Genomic DNA, 18,069 nt, shown 5'->3' with positions numbered 1-18,069 from the left:
ATTAAAAAACAAAACTATTCGACCTACTAATTAGTCAATTTTTCTTTGTCCAAACCATTTGTCATTAAGTGAAAAACTCAAAGCAAAAGTGAAATAATTTTCTTGAATTAATCCTTTTGCCGTTGTCCCTCTTTTTCCATACTCTAAACCCACATTTACATTAGAGATACTCCCTGGAACTGGTAATCCAAATCCTAGAGTCACCCCTTTATCATCAATTTCTTCTGAACCAATAACGGTACCTGTTTTAATATACTTCAAACCTGCTCGATAAGTCACTTTTTGGTAGTACTTGGAAAAAACATTGTAACTAGGAACATAATACCCTCCTAAACTGTAACTAGAATATTTTCCATAAGAGACATTTTCTACTGTATTAAAATCATCCGTTAAATTCCCTGCATTCTGAAAAATCATTTGAGTACCAACCATCCAATTTCGGCTTTTACCAACACCAAAACCAAAAGATATTTTTTCGGGAATTTTCAAGTCCGTTCTAATTTCCTTACTAGGCAAAGGATCTACTAATGTGACATTATAGTCGGCATTATAAAGCACAGTGGAAATTGTCTGAGTATTAGTTGAAGCCAATATACTTTGAGGCGTGTATGTAAAACCACTGTAAAAATTTATTTTTTTATAAATCTTCCTTTTATACATTACACCAAAATTAGCAGTAAAACCATTCAAATCTGCTTTATTTTCCATCTGAGTTCCTAAATAAACATCGGAAAGAAACACTAAACTTGTATTATTTATTCTTCCAAAATTATATTGTATATCAGCACCAACAACTAAGTTTGGCATTACAGTATAACCCAAAGAAAAGAATGCTTTATTCAAGCCACCAGTACCCGTTAAATGTTTATTAACTCCGTTTGGCTCTGAACTAGTAGACTCAATATTGTAACCAACTGAAGTATAAGGTATTAATCCAAAACCAACTCCTATTTTCCCTAAAGGCAAAGCAACAGCCAAATAATCCAGAGTTGTTCTTTGAGCCTTTTCACTTTTAGAATCTGTTTTTAATTTTGTAGAAGTATAGTTTCCACCAATAGTAAAAGTGGTAAACTTTAAACTGGCAAAACTGGCAGGATTCAAAATATTAATATGTAAACTATCTTGTTCTATATTTAATCCACTCATGGAACGATTTTCAAGATTCCCTTTAAATCTAGACTCACCAATTCCAAAAAAAGAATAAGGAGATGCAGATCCACTTTGAGCAAAAGACATTAGTGAAAAAAAGAAACATGCAATAACAATAATTTTCTTAATCATTTTTTATTTTATATTGAAAAATTTGATTCAAACTCTCCAATAGAAAATTTGAATTGGCAAATATGGTATTTTTTAATCGTTTAGCCAAAAATTCTGTGTCTCCACCCGTTAAAATTATTATAAAATTTGAGTATTGTGCTCGATATTCATCGACAAAACCATTAATTTCATAGACCAGTCCATTTACAACTCCAGAATGAATAGCTCCAACCGTCGAATCTCCTAAAAAATGTTTCGGACTTTCAACTGCCAACAAAGGTAGTTTTGCAGTAAAATTATGGAGAGACTCATATCTTAAACGCAAACCTGGAGAAATCGCGCCTCCAAGATAAATATCATTTTGATCTACAAAATCATAGGTTACACAAGTCCCTGCATCAATAATCAAACGATTTTGACCTTGAAATTGAAGTGTAGCCCCGGCTGCCAAGACCATCCTGTCTATCCCCAAGGTTTTGGGAGTGGAATAATTATTCTTAAAAGGAAACAGATCATCATGACTAACAAACCAAACATCAAGCACATTTTCGAAATACAAAAACAATTCTTTTTCAATATTTCCGACGGAAGCGACCGCCAAATGTGTGATTTTATTATATTTTTTTAAAATAGTTGCAATTTTTTCTTGAATCTCATCTTTAGAAAAAACAAAACTATCAATAGTGTTATACCCCTCAAAAACAGCACCTTTAATTCTTGTATTCCCTATATCAATCGCTAAAATCATAGTATCTCCTTTAAAAAATGCTAAGGTACGAATAGATTTTTTTTAAAAAATGTATTGTTTAATTTAAAAAAGGTTCTATATTTGCACCCGCATTAAGCACGGTACCTTAGCTCAGATGGTAGAGCAATGGACTGAAAATCCATGTGTCCCTGGTTCGATCCCTGGAGGTACCACAAAACCCACTCAACCGAGTGGGTTTTTTGTTTTTTAATATCTTTTCATACTTCTCAAGAATCAGGGATCAGGTGCAAAAGTTGGAGATTAAACAAAAAGATTAGATAACCTAAACAAGAAGAAATCTATATTTCTCGCTCCTCTGAATTAACTTCTAAATGCTTTTATTTAAAACCCTCTTTGCTAAAGTATTTAAGAATAGCTCATAAAAAGTAACTGCATTATGAAATTGAACTATTTTTTTTTTAAAGCTACGAGTAAAACCATAAAATCTTTTTTTTAAATACTGATAACCTTTATAAAAAGCACTAATCAAAAATACCATTTAATGATATTCCGTGAAAAACAAAAAAGGAGAAAGTCATTTTGATTTTCTCCTTTTCTAAAATAAGCGATTAATTGTTACTCCGCAGTAACTGGGTCAATTATCTCAGAAACCACACTTATTTTATTGGCTGGAAACCCACCCTTATCGGCATGTTCCCGAATCATTTCTTCATTCGGAGCAATATAAACACAATAAATTTTGTTATCAGTAACATAACTGTGTTTCCATTGTATTTCCGGCCCCATTTTTCTTAAGACATCACAAGACTTATTCGCAACATCCTTTAATTGTTCTGGTGTTAAATTCCCTACGTTAGGAATTTCCCTTTCAATAACATACTTAGGCATACTAATCGAATTAAAAATTAGAAATAAATAATTACAGAAAATCTCTTTTAGGTTCCTTTTTTAAAATTAATCGAAGAAAACGAATAGAGATTGATACAGAAAGGGGCAGTACATACAATTGCTTTTTATATTCAATTAAACTCAAAAAGCACTAAAACAATCAAAATCGGCTCATACAGTGACCTGTAAAAGCCGATTCCTTCACAGACGCAAACTTTATAATCTAAAGCACTGACAAATAGATATTTTAAACCAACTGATTCTCTATTTTGCCTTAAACCATGCGCCGTTTTCCGATTTTAAAGTTACAACAAATACATCTAAACAAATCTAATCTTAACAAAGTTATAACATTGAAAATCAAACAACAAAAAAGGGAGAAAATCAATAAAGACTTTCTCCCTTTTTTCAAAATTAACTATAAATTACTACTCGTTTGAAGTTGCGAAAGCATCTTGTCTCCAGTTTTTCACTTTTGCAATTTGATTATTGGAGAAATCAACTTCACAAAGACTACTTTTTTGTGCATCAATAGACCAAAAAAACCATTTTCCAGTTTTTATTCCAGCCACATATTCTCCTGAAGCAATTTTATCACCGGATTCATTATAAGAAACCCAGATTCCTTCCAATTTTCCGTTTTCAAAATAGCCTTCCTGTTGTACTTGCCCATTATCATAAAAATAGGTGGCTTTTATTTTTTTTCCAAATGGCTCCAAAACGGGTTTCGCATCTTGAGCAAAAATCACTCCTGAGAATAATACCGCTACCAAAATTACAAGCTTTTTCATATCGTTAGTTTTTAATTGTTTACAACTTATAGGTCAAATGTAAAAACAATATTTACATTAAAAAAACATTTGCTTAACAATTTGGTAACACATACAAAAGCTTAACATTGGAAATTAAAAACAAGGAAATTTCTTTCCAAAAAAGCAATTGTTTTAAGCAAAAAACCAATTTTTATAAAATTTAAGAACACCGAATCTAAAACCAACAGAGTTCAATTATTAATTTGGAGCAGAAAGATTTGGCCTTTTCAGTCGACATCAGTCCCGCTATTCACTTCAATCTTATGAGCCGAACTCCGGCTCACAAGGATTTTCGCTTCTATCGGGGCTAAAAATTGGCATTTTTCATTTTTATGATTATCTCCAAAAAAGATAAAATGCAAAAAATCGACTTTCGCAATCTAAAATTCATAAGTTAATCCTAAATTTGCACTCGCGCTAAAAAGAGCAAAAACTAAAATTTATATCATGTACAGAAGTCATAATTGTGGCGAATTGAACGCCTCACATATCAATACAGAAGTTACACTTGCCGGTTGGGTTCAAAAATCTAGAGATAAAGGATTTATGAATTGGGTAGATTTACGCGACCGTTATGGAATTACACAATTGATTTTTGACGAAAGTCGTTCTATAAAAGAAGTTTTTGAAGCTGCTAAAACTCTTGGTCGTGAATATGTGATCCAAGTAAAAGGAACCGTTATTGAGCGTGAAGCCAAAAACAAAAACATTCCAACAGGAGAAATCGAAATTTTAGTAACCGAACTAAATATATTAAATGCCGCTTTGACTCCTCCGTTTACCATCGAAGATGAAACTGATGGTGGTGAAGACATCCGAATGAAATACCGTTACTTGGACATTCGAAGAAATCCAGTAAAAAACAGCTTGCTTTTCCGTCACAAAGTGGCAATGGAAGTGCGTAAATACCTTTCGGACTTGGATTTCTGTGAAGTGGAAACACCTTACTTAATCAAATCAACTCCAGAAGGTGCCAGAGATTTTGTGGTGCCTTCCCGTATGAACGAAGGACAATTCTATGCTTTGCCACAATCTCCACAAACTTTCAAACAATTATTGATGGTGGGCGGTATGGATAAATATTTCCAAATTGTAAAATGCTTCCGTGACGAAGATTTGCGTGCAGACAGACAACCGGAGTTTACACAAATCGATTGCGAAATGGCTTTTGTGGAGCAAGAAGATATTTTGAATGTATTTGAAGGTTTGACCAGACATTTACTAAAAGAAATAAAAGGCATAGAAGTAGATAAATTCCCAAGAATCACTTACGACTACGCGATGAAAACCTACGGAAATGACAAACCGGACATCCGTTTCGGAATGGAATTTGGTGAATTGAACGAATTTGCACAACATAAAGATTTCCCGGTATTCAATGCAGCCGAATTGGTTGTCGGAATAGCGGTTCCTGGAGCTGGAAATTACACCCGAAAAGAAATTGACGCTTTAATTGACTGGGTAAAACGCCCTCAAGTAGGAGCCAGCGGGATGGTGTATGCAAAATGCAATGAGGATGGAACTTTTAAGTCATCGGTAGATAAATTCTACGATCAGGAAGACTTGACCAATTGGGCAAAAACTACAGGAGCAAAACCTGGTGATATGATTTTTGTGCTTTCAGGACCAGCAGATAAAACAAGAACACAGTTGAGTGCTTTACGTATGGAATTAGCAACTCGTCTTGGATTGAGAAATCCAGCCGAATTTGCACCACTTTGGGTTGTAGATTTTCCGTTATTGGAATTTGATGAAGAAAGCGGACGCTACCATGCGATGCACCATCCATTTACTTCTCCAAAACCAGAAGACATGCACTTATTAGAAACAAACCCTGGAAAAGTTCGTGCCAATGCCTATGATATGGTTTTAAACGGAAATGAAATTGGAGGAGGTTCAATTCGTATTCACGACAAGGCGACACAACAATTAATGTTTAAATATTTAGGATTTACAGAAGAAGAAGCAAAAGCACAATTTGGCTTCCTAATGGATGCTTTCCAGTTTGGAGCACCTCCTCACGGCGGTTTGGCCTTTGGATTGGACCGTTTAGTGGCTATTTTAGGAGGACAGGAAACCATTCGCGATTTCATTGCTTTCCCCAAAAATAACTCAGGCAGAGACGTTATGATTGATGCACCATCAATTATTGATGAATCGCAATTAAAGGAATTACATATTAAATTAAATGTAACAAATTAATTGAAAACGTTGAATATCAAGAATTTTAGAAAAAAAATAATGACAGAATGATTTTCGTATTATATTAAAGATTACATTTGCCACATTATAAATTATTATTACTATTACAATGCGTACAGGTACAGTTAAATTTTTCAATGAATCTAAAGGTTACGGATTCATTACAGACGAAGAAACAGGAAAAGACATTTTTGTTCATGCATCAGGAATCAACGCGGAAGAATTACGCGAGGGTGACAGAGTAAGCTATGAAGAAGAAGAAGGAAGAAAAGGTAAAGTTGCTGCTAAAGTTGCAGTTCTTTAAGCATAAAAAATAGGTAACTGTTTTTTTTGCAAAAAAACGTCTTAAAGAACGTTTCGATTTATTTCGGAACGTTTTTTTTTGTTTACTGCTAAAAAAATTGATCTTAAGTAATTCTTATTTATAATCAATAAAAATTAGAATTTAATCTCGCTCATCATTCAACTTAATTATATTTAATGCTTGTGTTTTAATAACACGAAAGCTATCTTTGTGCCTCATTTCAAAGCAAAATAAATATAATTATGCAATCCGAACAAATAAACTATATTCCTGTCTTTATGCAGCTTATTTTAGCTGTAGGATTTGTTGTAAGTATGATCATAATATCAGGTAAACTAGGACCAAAAAGATCATCGGAAAATAAAGACAAAAATTTCGAGTGTGGTATTGAATCTGTGGGAAATGCTAGAATTCCGTTTTCAGTAAAATATTTCTTAGTAGCCATTTTATTTGTTCTTTTTGATGTCGAAGTAATATTCCTATACCCTTGGGCAGTGAATTTCAAAGAGTTAGGCATTGAAGGGATGATAAAAATGATTATCTTTATGATGCTTCTTTTGGTTGGTTTTTTCTACATCATCAAAAAGAAAGCTTTAGAGTGGGAATAAAATATTTTAAATTATAAATGTTGAATTATGAATTTAAAATTCAACATTCAAAATAAAAAAACAAAATGAGCGATTCAAAAATAAATATGGTAGCCCCTCCGGAAGGTGTTGTAGGTGAAGGATTCTTTGCTACAAAACTGAATGACGTTGTTGGATTAGCGCGCGCCAATTCGCTTTGGCCTTTACCTTTTGCGACCTCTTGTTGCGGAATCGAATTTATGGCAACAATGGCTTCGCATTATGATTTGGCCCGTTTTGGGTCTGAAAGAGTGAGTTTTTCGCCTCGTCAAGCAGACATGCTATTGGTAATGGGAACTATTTCAAAAAAAATGGCTCCAATTTTACGTCAAGTATACGAACAAATGGCAGAACCTAGATGGGTAATTGCCGTTGGTGCTTGTGCTTCTTCAGGAGGAATTTTTGACACTTACTCCGTTTTACAAGGAATTGACAAAGTAATACCAGTTGATGTATATGTCCCAGGTTGTCCTCCGCGTCCAGAACAAATCGTAGATGGTGTTATGAAACTACAAGAACTAGTACGTAGCGAATCTGTAAGAAGAAGAAGTTCACCTGAGTATCAAGAATTATTGGCATCTTATAACATTCAATAAGAAAAATGGCTTTAGAAACAACAGAAATTCAAGAGAAGTTAGTAGAAACTTTTGGCTCAAAGGTTTTAGCATTCAATCAGGATAGAGACATTTTTTCATTTGAAGCGGATTCAGACATCATTACAGCTGTCATCCTTTTTTTAAAAAATGACCCTACTTTGCGTTTTCATTTTTTGACTGATTTATGTGGTGTACATTACCCAGATAATGAAGAAAACAAACAATTTGCTGTGGTGTATCATTTGCATAATTGGTACGAAAACAAACGAATCCGAATCAAATCTTTCATAAACGGATCAAAACCAGAAATCAAAACTATTTCAAATATCTTTTTGTGTTCAAATTGGATGGAAAGAGAAACCTATGATTTTTTTGGAATCAATTTCATTGGACATCCACAGTTGAAACGTATTTTGAATATGGATGAGATGATTTCTTTCCCTATGCGCAAAGAATTTCCAATGGAAGACAGTGGAAGAACCGATAAAGACGATAGGTATTTTGGAAGAACAACAATCAACCAATAGCTAAAAAATAAATATAATTTTTCACATTAGATAAATGTCAGAACTATTATTACCACCAGAGCATCGCTATGCTAAAATAATCAAAGAGAGACACAATGAAGATGGAAGCGAGCTTTCAATTCTGAATTTAGGTCCTACACATCCTGCTACGCATGGTATTTTTCAAAATATCTTGTTGATGGATGGTGAAAAAATCTTGGAAGCAGAACCAACCATTGGTTACATCCATAGAGCTTTTGAAAAAATCGCCGAAAATCGTCCTTTTTACCAAATCACCCCACTTACTGACAGAATGAACTATTGTTCTTCGCCTATCAATAATATGGGATGGTGGATGACTCTTGAAAAACTTCTGGACATCAAAGTTCCGAAAAGGGTAGATTATTTAAGAGTTATTGTAATGGAATTGGCTCGTATTACCGATCACTTGATTTGTAATTCAATTTTGGGAGTGGATACTGGAGCTTATACCGGTTTCCTTTATGTCTTTCAGTTTAGAGAAAAAGTATACGAAATCTACGAAGAAATTTGCGGAGCGCGTTTGACTACCAATATGGGAAGAATTGGCGGTTTTGAAAGAGATTGGTCACCAGAAGCTTTTAGAAAATTAGATATCTTTTTAAAAGATTTTCCAGTTGCATGGAAAGAATTTGAAAACCTATTCGAAAGAAATAGAATCTTTATTGACCGTACCGTAAATGTAGGAGCAATATCTGCGGAAAAAGCAATGGCTTATGGATTTACAGGTCCAAATTTACGTGCAGCAGGTGTTGATTATGATGTTCGCGTAGCACAACCGTACAGTTCCTACGAAGACTTTGATTTCATTGTTCCTGTTGGAAAATCGGGTGATACTTACGACCGTTTTTGTGTTAGAAATGCTGAAGTTTGGGAAAGTTTAAGTATTATCCGTCAAGCATTGGACAAAATGCCGGAAGGAAATGAATACCACGCCGAAGTTCCGGAATATTACCTTCCTCCAAAAGAAGATGTTTATCACAATATGGAATCTTTAATATACCATTTCAAAATTGTAATGGGTGAAGTTCCTGTTCCAGTTGCCGAAATTTATCATGCCGTAGAAGGTGGAAATGGAGAATTAGGGTTTTATTTAGTGACAGACGGAAGCAGAACTCCTTATCGATTGCATTTCAGAAGACCTTGCTTTATTTACTATCAAGCCTATCCTGATATGATTAAAGGTTCAATGTTATCTGATGCCATTGTTATTTTATCAAGTTTAAATGTTATTGCTGGAGAATTAGACGCATAAATTATGGTACACACACATTACAAACAAGAAATAAACATGACCAGCGCCTTGATGTCCCGCATCAATGAGCTAATTAGTAATTATCCAGAAGATAAAAGAAAATCAGCTTTACTTCCCGTTTTACACGAAGTTCAAGATGCTCATGACAATTGGTTAAGCACTGAGCTACAAGACAAAGTTGCCGAAATTTTGCAAATCAAACCTATTGAAGTGTATGAAGTGGTTACTTTTTACACCATGTACAATCAAAGGCCTATTGGTAAATACATGTTCGAATTTTGTCAAACATCACCTTGTTGCTTGAACGGTGTAGAAGATTTGATGGATTACACCTGTGAAAAATTAGGCGTTCAAGTGGGAGAACCTACAGCTGACGGTCTTTTTGAAGTAAGAGGCGTTGAATGTTTGGGTGCTTGTGGATATGCTCCGATGATGCAATTGGGAGATTTTTACAAAGAACATCTAACGGCAGCAAAAATCGACCAGCTAATTGCCGATTGTAAAGACGATAAAATAATATTACACGATAAATAAGATGTCACAAAAAATATTATTAGATAAAATCAATATTCCTGGGATTAAAACCTATGAAGTCTATCGCCAAAATGGTGGTTATGCTTCGGTAGAAAAAGCTTTAAAAACCTTAACTCCTGACGAAGTTGTAGAAGAAGTAAAAACTTCTGGATTACGTGGTCGTGGTGGTGCTGGTTTCCCTGCCGGAATGAAATGGAGTTTTATTGATAAAAAATCAGGAAAACCAAGACATTTGGTTTGCAATGCCGATGAATCTGAACCAGGAACATTCAAAGATCGTTATTTGATGGAATTCATTCCTCACTTACTGATTGAAGGAATGATTACTTCCAGTTATGCATTGGGCGCGAACCTTTCGTATATCTACATTCGTGGAGAATACATGTGGGTTTTCAAAATATTAGAAAGAGCCATTGCTGAAGCAAAAGCTGCTGGGTTTTTAGGTAAAAATATATTGGGTTCTGGATTTGATTTAGAATTACATGTTCATTGTGGAGCCGGAGCTTACATTTGTGGTGAAGAGACTGCCTTGATTGAATCATTGGAAGGAAAAAGAGGAAATCCTCGTATAAAACCACCATTCCCAGCCGTTTCAGGACTTTGGGCAAATCCTACTGTGGTAAATAACGTAGAAACCATCGCAGCTGTGCCATGGATTGTAAACAATTCAGGAGCTGATTATGCCAAAATCGGTATCGGAAGATCTACAGGAACCAAATTAATATCTGCTTCAGGTCACATCAAAAATCCCGGGGTTTATGAAATTGAATTGGGATTAAGTGTTTATGAATTCATGAACTCTGATGAATATCTTGGCGGAATGAGTTCTGACCGTCCACTAAAAGCTTTTGTGCCTGGAGGAAGTTCTGTTCCTGTTTTACCGGCACATTTAATCTATAAAACAGCAGCAGGTGAAGACCGTTTGATGTCTTATGAATCTTTAAGTGACGGTGGTTTTGCCACTGGATCTATGTTAGGTTCAGGAGGTTTTATCGTATATAACGATACCTCTTGTATTGTTCGTAATACTTGGAATTTCTCTCGTTTTTATCACCATGAAAGTTGTGGCCAATGTACTCCATGTAGAGAAGGTACTGGTTGGATGGAAAAAGTATTGCATAGAATCGAAAACGGACACGGACGTGAAGAAGATATCGAACTATTATTAAGCATCCAAAGCAAAATAGAAGGAAACACGATTTGTCCTCTTGGCGATGCAGCAGCTTGGCCAGTAGCAGCAGCGATTCGTCATTTTAGAGAGGAGTTTGAATACCATATTCGTTTTCCGGAAAAAATAAAAAATAGAGATCATTTTGTTGCAGAGCCTTTTGAAAAAGTGAAGCACTTGGTTTCTAAAGTAATCGTATAAAGAAAGAATTTCAGACAATGAAAGTAACCATAGACGGTCAAGAAATTGAAGTAGAAGCAGGAACAACGATCTTGCAAGCAGCGCGTATGATTGGTGGGGAAGTTGTTCCGCCAGCGATGTGCTATTATTCTAAATTAAAAGGGAGCGGTGGTAAATGCCGTTGTTGCTTAGTGGATGTAACCAAAGGTAGTGATGCTGACCCAAGACCTATGCCAAAATTAATGGCATCTTGTGTAACAGGTTGTCAAGACGGAATGGAAATTGCCAGCAAAGCATCTCCACGAGTTCAAGAAGCAAGAAAAGCAGTCACAGAATTTTTGTTAATAAATCACCCTTTAGATTGTCCAATCTGCGATCAAGCTGGAGAATGCGATTTACAAAACTTAAGCTTCGAACACGGAAAATCAGAATCTCGATTTATTGAGGAGAAAAGAACTTTTGAACCTGAAGATATCGGTCCACACATTCAACTGCACATGAATCGTTGTATTCTATGTCAAAGATGTGTACAAGTTGCCGATCAATTGACAGATGATCGCGTTCATGGAGTTCTAGATCGTGGCGATCATGCTAATATCTCAACTTACATCTCGAAAGCGATAGACAATGAGTTTTCCGGAAACATGATTGACGTATGCCCGGTTGGCGCTTTGACTGACAAAACGTTTAGATTCAAATCCAGAGTTTGGTTTAATAAACCGTATAATGCGCATAGAGAATGTACAACTCCAGGATGTTGCGGAAAAACAACCGTTTGGATGTTTGGAAATGAAATACAAAGGGTAACTGGTCGTAAAGATGAGTTTCATGAAGTAGAAGAATTCATTTGTAACACTTGTCGTTTTGACAAAAAAGAAGTGACTGACTGGGTAATTGAAGGACCGCGTGAATTTGAAAAAGATTCGGTTATCAATCAAAATAATTACACTCAAAAATTGGAAAAAGTAGAAATTGCTACTGAGAAAAACATCCTTTTGGGTAGAGACCAAGACCGAAAAAAAATAAGTATGGCTGCCAATCCATTGGATACTAACACTAAAAAATCTTAAAGAATGAATAGTACATTTGTTATAGAAAAAAGTGTAGTTATAGTAGTGGTTTTTGCCCTTACTATGTTGATGGCTATGTATTCTACATGGGCAGAACGTAAAGTTGCCGCTTGGTTGCAGGACAGGATTGGACCAAACAGAGCAGGACCATTAGGCTTATTCCAACCACTTGCCGATGGTTTAAAATTATTCTCGAAAGAAGAATTTTTTCCAAACACACCCAATAGATTTTTATTCGTGGTAGGACCTGCCATAGCGATGAGTACGGCTTTGATGACCAGCGCCGTTATTCCTTGGGGAGACAAACTCCATTTGTTTGGAAGAGATATATTGTTGCAAGCTACTGATATTAATATTGCCATATTGTACATTTTTGGAGTTGTATCTCTAGGAGTTTATGGAATTATGATTGGAGGTTGGGCTTCTAACAACAAATTCTCATTGATGAGTTCTATTAGAGCTGCTTCCCAAATGGTTTCGTATGAGGTAGCAATGGGATTGGCTATAATCGCTTTGATTATGATGACAGGAACCTTAAGCTTAAAAGAGATTTCATTACAACAATCAGAATGGCATTGGAATGTGCTGTATCAGCCGTTAACCTTTTTGATTTTCTTGATTTGTTCGTTTGCTGAGTTAAACAGAACGCCTTTCGATTTAGCGGAATGTGAATCGGAGTTGATTGGTGGATATCATACCGAATATTCTTCTATGAAAATGGGATTCTATCTATTTGCTGAATATGCCAATATGTTTATATCCTCAACCATTTTGGCTGTATTATTCTTTGGTGGATACAATTATCCTGGAATGGGATGGGTATTGGAAAACTGGGGTGTTAATGTTGCCAACGTAATAGGAATGGCTGTATTGTTTACTAAACTATGTGGTTTCATTTTCTTTATTATGTGGGTTCGTTGGACCATACCAAGATTTAGATACGATCAATTGATGCATTTGGGATGGAGAATTTTGATTCCGCTTGCTATTATCAATATTATGATAACTGGAGTTGTGCTTTTGAGAAGTGAAATCGCTGTTTATTTCGGATTTTAATAAAACCAAATCCCTTAGTTAACGGGCCTAGCCCTGATAGAAGCGGCATCTCCCGATTTAAAAAAACAAGGCTTTTTTAGCCGTAGTTTTTATTAATCGGGAATACAGCGGATAGCAGGATTAGCTACAAATAAAAAATATAAAATGTCAATAGAAACTATATCCTTATCAGGAAGAAAAAAAATGGTCTCCAACAAGGAGATGACTTTTTTGGAACGCATGTATCTGGTTGCGATTGTAAAAGGTTTGATCATTACGCTGAAGCATTTATTCAGAAAAAAAGTAACAGTACAATATCCTGAGCAAGTTCGTGTAATGAGTCCTGTATATCGTGGACAGCACATGCTGAAACGCGACGAACAAGGTAGAGAAAACTGCACAGCCTGCGGGTTATGTGCTTTGTCGTGCCCTGCTGAGGCCATTACAATGAAAGCGGGTGAGCGCAAACCAGACGAAATGCATTTGTACAGAGAGGAAAAATATGCTGAGATCTACGAAATCAATATGTTGAGATGTATTTTTTGCGGACTTTGTGAAGAAGCCTGTCCAAAAGATGCTATTTACTTGACTATCTCTAAAGAATTGGTTCCTTCTAGCTATGACAGAGAAGATTTCATTTTTGGAAAAGACAAACTAGTTATGCCACTAGAAATGGCTATGAAAAACACTCAACTTAAAAACGCTAACTAATGTCAACAGTACTTATTCTATTTTGCGTATTGTCTGCAATCACATTGCTAACAGCATTTTTAACTATTTTTAGCAGAAATCCGATACATAGCGCTATTTACTTAGTGATTTGTTTTTTCTCTATAGCAGGACATTATTTATTATTGAACGCTCAATTCTTAGCGATTGTACATATCATTGTCTATTCTGGAGCTATCATGATTTTGCTACTGTTTACGATTATGTTGATGAATCTTAATGAAGCTGATGAAGTTCATAAACCGAGATTCACCAGATTGGGAGCTATTGTTTCCTTTTGTTTGGTTTGTTTGGTTTTGATCAAAATCTTTATCAACTCTAAACCTATTGTGGAATATGATTATACGGGTGAGGATTACCAATCGATAAAAGTACTCGGAAAAGCATTATTGAATGAATATATGGTGCCTTTTGAATTTGCTTCTGTTTTGTTATTAGTCGCAATGATTGGAACGGTGTTATTGTCTAAAAAAGAAAAATTAGAAAAATAATGAACAATATTTTAACTCAAATTGGTATAGAGAACTATATCTTCCTGTGTGTAACACTTTTTTGTATTGGGATTTTTGGGGTTTTATACAGACGAAATGCAATCATTGTATTCATGTCTATTGAAATCATGTTGAATGCTGTTAACTTATTGTTTGTGGCTTTCTCAACGTATCACCAAGACACACAAGGACAAGTATTCGTATTTTTCTCCATGGCTGTAGCGGCTGCAGAAGTTGCTGTAGGACTGGCCATATTAGTTTCGATATTTAGAAATATTGGATCAATTAGCATCGATAATTTAAAAAACTTAAAAGGATAAATGGCAATGGATACCAATTTAGCTTTAGTCTTACTATTAACTCCTTTTTTAGGATTTTTAATTAATGTTTTCTTCGGGAAAAGTTTAGGAAAATCTGTTTCTGGAATCATCGGAACCCTTTCGGTAGTGATTTCCTTTATCGTTACAGTTTCCTTTTTTCTACAAATCAATCAAACCAAACAAGCTATTAACATTCAATTATTTGATTGGATTCAGATTAGCAACTTTCATGTAAGTTTTGGTTTTTTACTGGATCAATTATCTATTTTATGGTTATTGTTTGTAACCGGAATTGGTTCACTTATTCATTTATACTCTATCAGCTATATGCATGATGATGAGAAAATCCATTCTTTCTTCGCCTATTTGAACTTGTTTATCTTCTTTATGATTACGCTGGTAGTTGGAAGCAACTTATTGGTAATGTTCATTGGCTGGGAAGGTGTTGGACTTTGTTCGTACTTATTAATTGGATTTTGGTATAAAAACCAAGATTTTAATGATGCTGCAAAAAAAGCCTTTATAATGAATAGAATTGGAGATTTAGGACTGTTAATCGGGATTTTCATCCTTGGACATATATTCTCCACTTTGGATTTTGCAACATTAAAAACTGCAATTGCTGGAGCTACAAATCTTGATACGTTTTGGTTGAGCATAGCTGCTTTTGCTTTGTTCATTGGAGCTTGTGGAAAATCAGCACAAATTCCTTTATATACTTGGTTGCCTGATGCGATGGCTGGACCTACACCGGTTTCGGCATTGATTCACGCGGCTACGATGGTAACTGCAGGTATCTTTATGGTAACTCGATTGAATTTCGTTTTTGATTTAACTCCATACGTTCAAACCATAATTGCTGTAATTGGTGCTTTAACGGCCTTGGTTGCTGCAACGATTGGTTTGGTTCAAAACGATATTAAAAAAGTACTCGCCTACTCTACTGTTTCTCAATTGGGATTAATGTTTTTAGCTTTGGGATTAGGAGCTTATGAAGTAGCTGTATTTCACGTTATCACTCACGCTTTCTTCAAAGCTTGTTTGTTCTTGGGTTCTGGATCTGTGATTCACGGTTTACATGGAGAACAAGATATGCGCAAAATGGGTGGATTGAAAAAAGCGATGCCAATTACTTTTTGGACCATGCTTATTGCTTCTTTAGCAATTTCAGGAGTGCCATTATTTTCTGGGTTTTTCTCAAAAGATGAAATTTTGATGGTGGCTTTCCATCATAACATTCCATTATGGGTTATTGCTTCTGTTGCTTCTATTATGACTGCTTTCTATATGTTTAGATTAATGTTCTTAACTTTCTTTAATGATTTTAGAGGAACTGAAGAACAAAAACATCATTTACACGAAAGTCCGGTTTTAATTACTTTCCCTTTAATTGTCTTAGCTATTTTGGCAACTGTTGGAGGTGCAATTAGTTTGCCTGGTAATAGTTGGCTGAACGAATATTTAGCGCCACTTTTTGCGAAAGCAACATCAGAAGAACATGGATTAGGAACTACGGAATACATACTAATGGCAATTGCTGTTGTGGGCGGATTAGTAGGAATAGCGATTGCTTACGCTAAATACATCAAACAAAATACAATTCCGAGTGAAGATGCTGAAATAATGGGAGTTTCAAAAGTATTATACAATAAATATTATGTTGATGAAGTGTATGATGCACTATTTGTAAACACAACAAACAGTTTGTCAAAATTCTTTAGAGACTATTTAGAAACAGGAATTTCTTCTCTAGTTTTCGGATTAGGAAAAATAACCAGCGAACTTAGTTTTCAAGGTAAAAAATTGCAGAATGGAAGTGTTGGACTATACCTATTTGCTTTTGTTTTAGGCATGTGTGCCATTGTTTCATTTTTATTTCTAGCTCAATAATTATATACTATGAATGTATCTCTAATATTAATCATCCTTTTAGTTGGCGCATTTGCAACTTATTTAGCTGGTGACAAGCTCGCTTCAAAAGTGGCATTATTTTTCGGGTTAGCGGCTGCAGGTTGCTCTATAGTTTTGTTAAACCATTTTAATTTAGGCGAAAACATTAGCTGCAACAGCCAATGGATTACATTGCCAAAAGTTTCATTTGCACTACAAGCGGATGGATTGTCATTGGCTATGGTTTTATTGACAACAGTATTGACAGCGATAATTATCTTATCCTCGTTTGGCAATGAATTCAAAAATGCAAAATCAATTTATGCTCTAATTTTATTTATGTCATTTGCTATGACAGGAACTTTCTTGGCTAGCGACGGACTTTTATATTACATCTTTTGGGAATTATCTTTGATTCCTATTTACTTTATCGCTTTAATTTGGGGTAATGGTGACGCTGAAGAACGCAAAAAAGCAGTGGTTAAATTCTTTATTTATACTCTTGCGGGTTCTTTATTCATGCTTGTTGCTTTTGTTTATATGTATCAAAAAGCGGGAAGCTTCCTAATCGAGGATTTATACAAATTAGACTTAACAATTAACGAGCAAAAATGGATTTTTACGGCTTTCTTCCTGGCGTATGCTATTAAGATTCCATTAATTCCTTTTCATACCTGGCAGGCCAATGTGTACCAAAAAGCACCAACTCTTGGAACTATGCTTTTATCCGGGATTATGCTAAAAATGGGATTGTACAGTCTTATCCGTTGGCAATTGCCCCTGACTCCTTTAGCAGCCAAAGAATACATGTTTATATTCATCGGTGTTGGTATTGCAGGAGTTATTTATGGCTCAATAGTTGCATTGAGACAAAAAGACCTGAAAAAATTATTAGCTTATTCTTCCCTTGCCCACGTAGGGTTAATTGCTGCAGGAACGTATACATTGACCCTTGATGGTTTTAGAGGTGCAGTACTGCAAATGATTGCTCACGGTTTTGTGGTAGTTGGTTTGTTTTTTGCCGCTGAAATCATTTTTAGAAGATATGAAACGAGACTAATTTCAGAAATGGGCGGGATTCGTTCTCAATCTCCAAAATTCACTTCTATGTTTTTAATTTTGGTATTGGCCTCTGTGGCTTTGCCCACTACTTTTAACTTTATTGGAGAATTCACTGTATTGTACAGTCTTTCACAAATTAATATTTGGTTTGCTATTTTAGGTGGAACAACCATTATTTTGGGAGCTTATTATATGTTGAAAATGTTTCAACACGTAATGCTAGGAGAAACGAATACGAAACTATTTGCCGATGTCACTTTCTCTGAAGGAGTGACAATGGTCTTTATCATTGCAGTTTTATTCTTCTTCGGAATGTATCCAAAACCAATCAACGATTTGATAACACCAAGTCTAGAGACTATTTTAAACACTATTAATAAATACAATTAAGTA

19 protein-coding genes and 1 tRNA gene are annotated in these 18,069 nt (G+C 35.1%); 16 read left to right on the top strand and 4 right to left on the bottom strand.

Annotated features, from left to right (window positions below; translation table 11 throughout):
• Positions 1-30: 30 nt before the first annotated feature.
• Entirely contained in the window at positions 31-1,281 is a 1,251-nt protein-coding gene (gene bamG, locus KZH69_RS02140) for a BamG family beta-barrel-assembly machinery protein (RefSeq protein WP_219315815.1), read from the bottom strand.
• The gene (locus tag KZH69_RS02135; protein WP_219315814.1) at positions 1,274-2,008 is read right to left on the bottom strand and encodes a type III pantothenate kinase; all 735 of its coding nucleotides are present in this window, start codon (positions 2,006-2,008) and stop codon (positions 1,274-1,276) included. Before KZH69_RS02135 ends, bamG begins: the two co-directional genes overlap by 8 nt.
• Before the next feature lie 100 nt (positions 2,009-2,108).
• Between KZH69_RS02135 and KZH69_RS02130 the strand changes: the two genes are divergently transcribed.
• Positions 2,109-2,181 (top strand) — tRNA-Phe (locus KZH69_RS02130).
• A 403-nt stretch (positions 2,182-2,584) separates the two neighbouring features.
• Here the strand turns inward: KZH69_RS02130 and KZH69_RS02125 are convergent.
• Both KZH69_RS02125 and KZH69_RS02120 read right to left on the bottom strand, forming a co-directional pair.
• Positions 2,585-2,857: a DUF4242 domain-containing protein gene (locus tag KZH69_RS02125; protein ID WP_219315813.1), complete on the bottom strand. Its 273-nt coding sequence runs from the start codon at positions 2,855-2,857 to the stop codon at positions 2,585-2,587.
• Between the two features lie 428 nt (positions 2,858-3,285).
• Complete coding sequence (locus KZH69_RS02120) at positions 3,286-3,648, bottom strand: toxin-antitoxin system YwqK family antitoxin (protein ID WP_219315812.1); 363 nt, start codon at positions 3,646-3,648, stop codon at positions 3,286-3,288.
• A 468-nt stretch (positions 3,649-4,116) separates the two neighbouring features.
• Here KZH69_RS02120 and aspS point away from each other — a divergent pair, with 468 nt between their 5' ends.
• The 15 genes from aspS (at position 4,117) to KZH69_RS02045 (ending at position 18,066) form a co-directional block, all read left to right on the top strand.
• Positions 4,117-5,871 (top strand): aspartate--tRNA ligase, encoded by a 1,755-nt coding sequence (aspS, locus tag KZH69_RS02115; protein WP_219315811.1) that lies wholly within the window; start codon positions 4,117-4,119, stop codon positions 5,869-5,871.
• Positions 5,872-5,980: 109 nt separating this feature from the next.
• Positions 5,981-6,175: a cold-shock protein gene (locus KZH69_RS02110; RefSeq protein WP_077378011.1), complete on the top strand. Its 195-nt coding sequence runs from the start codon at positions 5,981-5,983 to the stop codon at positions 6,173-6,175.
• Positions 6,176-6,417: 242 nt separating this feature from the next.
• Positions 6,418-6,783, top strand: a complete 366-nt coding sequence (locus KZH69_RS02105) for an NADH-quinone oxidoreductase subunit A (protein WP_219315810.1) — start codon at positions 6,418-6,420, stop codon at positions 6,781-6,783.
• A 65-nt stretch (positions 6,784-6,848) separates the two neighbouring features.
• On the top strand, positions 6,849-7,397 hold the full coding sequence (locus KZH69_RS02100) for an NADH-quinone oxidoreductase subunit B (protein ID WP_219315809.1): 549 nt from the start codon (positions 6,849-6,851) through the stop codon (positions 7,395-7,397).
• A gap of 5 nt (positions 7,398-7,402) precedes the next feature.
• Positions 7,403-7,924 carry an NADH-quinone oxidoreductase subunit C gene (locus KZH69_RS02095; RefSeq protein ID WP_219315808.1) on the top strand — a complete coding sequence of 174 codons (522 nt, stop codon included), beginning with the start codon at positions 7,403-7,405 and terminating at the stop codon, positions 7,922-7,924.
• A 34-nt stretch (positions 7,925-7,958) separates the two neighbouring features.
• A complete protein-coding gene (locus tag KZH69_RS02090) occupies positions 7,959-9,197 on the top strand; it encodes an NADH-quinone oxidoreductase subunit D (protein ID WP_219315807.1) in 1,239 nt (412 codons plus the stop codon).
• A gap of 3 nt (positions 9,198-9,200) precedes the next feature.
• Positions 9,201-9,731: a complex I 24 kDa subunit family protein gene (locus KZH69_RS02085; RefSeq protein ID WP_219315806.1), complete on the top strand. Its 531-nt coding sequence runs from the start codon at positions 9,201-9,203 to the stop codon at positions 9,729-9,731.
• A 1-nt stretch (position 9,732) separates the two neighbouring features.
• Positions 9,733-11,100, top strand: coding sequence for an NADH-quinone oxidoreductase subunit NuoF (nuoF, locus tag KZH69_RS02080; RefSeq protein ID WP_219315805.1), 1,368 nt, complete (start codon positions 9,733-9,735; stop codon positions 11,098-11,100).
• Between the two features lie 17 nt (positions 11,101-11,117).
• Positions 11,118-12,149: an NADH-quinone oxidoreductase subunit G gene (locus KZH69_RS02075; protein ID WP_219315804.1), complete on the top strand. Its 1,032-nt coding sequence runs from the start codon at positions 11,118-11,120 to the stop codon at positions 12,147-12,149.
• 3 nt (positions 12,150-12,152) lie between these two features.
• The gene (nuoH, locus tag KZH69_RS02070) at positions 12,153-13,205 is read left to right on the top strand and encodes an NADH-quinone oxidoreductase subunit NuoH (RefSeq protein WP_219315803.1); all 1,053 of its coding nucleotides are present in this window, start codon (positions 12,153-12,155) and stop codon (positions 13,203-13,205) included.
• Between the two features lie 144 nt (positions 13,206-13,349).
• Positions 13,350-13,895 carry a NuoI/complex I 23 kDa subunit family protein gene (locus KZH69_RS02065; protein WP_219315802.1) on the top strand — a complete coding sequence of 182 codons (546 nt, stop codon included), beginning with the start codon at positions 13,350-13,352 and terminating at the stop codon, positions 13,893-13,895.
• Positions 13,895-14,404 (top strand): NADH-quinone oxidoreductase subunit J family protein, encoded by a 510-nt coding sequence (locus KZH69_RS02060; protein WP_219315801.1) that lies wholly within the window; start codon positions 13,895-13,897, stop codon positions 14,402-14,404. The genes KZH69_RS02065 and KZH69_RS02060 overlap by 1 nt, the downstream gene beginning before the upstream one ends.
• Entirely contained in the window at positions 14,404-14,724 is a 321-nt protein-coding gene (nuoK, locus tag KZH69_RS02055) for an NADH-quinone oxidoreductase subunit NuoK (RefSeq protein WP_100432422.1), read from the top strand. Before KZH69_RS02060 ends, nuoK begins: the two co-directional genes overlap by 1 nt.
• Before the next feature lie 6 nt (positions 14,725-14,730).
• Positions 14,731-16,614, top strand: a complete 1,884-nt coding sequence (gene nuoL, locus KZH69_RS02050) for an NADH-quinone oxidoreductase subunit L (protein ID WP_219315800.1) — start codon at positions 14,731-14,733, stop codon at positions 16,612-16,614.
• A 9-nt stretch (positions 16,615-16,623) separates the two neighbouring features.
• Positions 16,624-18,066, top strand: a complete 1,443-nt coding sequence (locus KZH69_RS02045; RefSeq protein ID WP_219315799.1) for a complex I subunit 4 family protein — start codon at positions 16,624-16,626, stop codon at positions 18,064-18,066.
• The last annotated feature ends 3 nt before the right edge of the window (positions 18,067-18,069 follow it).

Origin of the sequence: Flavobacterium taihuense (assembly GCF_019351435.1) — a bacterium.
Lineage (GTDB): Bacteria > Bacteroidota > Bacteroidia > Flavobacteriales > Flavobacteriaceae > Flavobacterium > Flavobacterium taihuense.
This window is presented reverse-complemented; position numbering and strand designations above follow the sequence as displayed.

Bases quoted from the DNA above. Each gene is read 5' to 3' on its own strand.
- KZH69_RS02085 (WP_219315806.1), top strand. From the start codon at position 9,201: ATGGTACACACACATTACAAACAAGAAATAAACATGACCAGCGCCTTG.
- nuoK (WP_100432422.1), top strand. From the start codon at position 14,404: ATGAACAATATTTTAACTCAAATTGGTATAGAGAACTATATCTTCCTG.
- KZH69_RS02045 (WP_219315799.1), top strand. From the start codon at position 16,624: ATGAATGTATCTCTAATATTAATCATCCTTTTAGTTGGCGCATTTGCA.
- bamG (WP_219315815.1), bottom strand. From the start codon at position 1,281: ATGATTAAGAAAATTATTGTTATTGCATGTTTCTTTTTTTCACTAATG.
- KZH69_RS02095 (WP_219315808.1), top strand. From the start codon at position 7,403: ATGGCTTTAGAAACAACAGAAATTCAAGAGAAGTTAGTAGAAACTTTT.
- KZH69_RS02135 (WP_219315814.1), bottom strand. From the start codon at position 2,008: ATGATTTTAGCGATTGATATAGGGAATACAAGAATTAAAGGTGCTGTT.
- nuoH (WP_219315803.1), top strand. From the start codon at position 12,153: ATGAATAGTACATTTGTTATAGAAAAAAGTGTAGTTATAGTAGTGGTT.
- nuoL (WP_219315800.1), top strand. From the start codon at position 14,731: ATGGATACCAATTTAGCTTTAGTCTTACTATTAACTCCTTTTTTAGGA.
- KZH69_RS02110 (WP_077378011.1), top strand. From the start codon at position 5,981: ATGCGTACAGGTACAGTTAAATTTTTCAATGAATCTAAAGGTTACGGA.
- KZH69_RS02060 (WP_219315801.1), top strand. From the start codon at position 13,895: ATGTCAACAGTACTTATTCTATTTTGCGTATTGTCTGCAATCACATTG.
- KZH69_RS02125 (WP_219315813.1), bottom strand. From the start codon at position 2,857: ATGCCTAAGTATGTTATTGAAAGGGAAATTCCTAACGTAGGGAATTTA.
- nuoF (WP_219315805.1), top strand. From the start codon at position 9,733: ATGTCACAAAAAATATTATTAGATAAAATCAATATTCCTGGGATTAAA.
- aspS (WP_219315811.1), top strand. From the start codon at position 4,117: ATGTACAGAAGTCATAATTGTGGCGAATTGAACGCCTCACATATCAAT.
- KZH69_RS02090 (WP_219315807.1), top strand. From the start codon at position 7,959: ATGTCAGAACTATTATTACCACCAGAGCATCGCTATGCTAAAATAATC.
- KZH69_RS02105 (WP_219315810.1), top strand. From the start codon at position 6,418: ATGCAATCCGAACAAATAAACTATATTCCTGTCTTTATGCAGCTTATT.
- KZH69_RS02100 (WP_219315809.1), top strand. From the start codon at position 6,849: ATGAGCGATTCAAAAATAAATATGGTAGCCCCTCCGGAAGGTGTTGTA.
- KZH69_RS02075 (WP_219315804.1), top strand. From the start codon at position 11,118: ATGAAAGTAACCATAGACGGTCAAGAAATTGAAGTAGAAGCAGGAACA.
- KZH69_RS02065 (WP_219315802.1), top strand. From the start codon at position 13,350: ATGTCAATAGAAACTATATCCTTATCAGGAAGAAAAAAAATGGTCTCC.
- KZH69_RS02120 (WP_219315812.1), bottom strand. From the start codon at position 3,648: ATGAAAAAGCTTGTAATTTTGGTAGCGGTATTATTCTCAGGAGTGATT.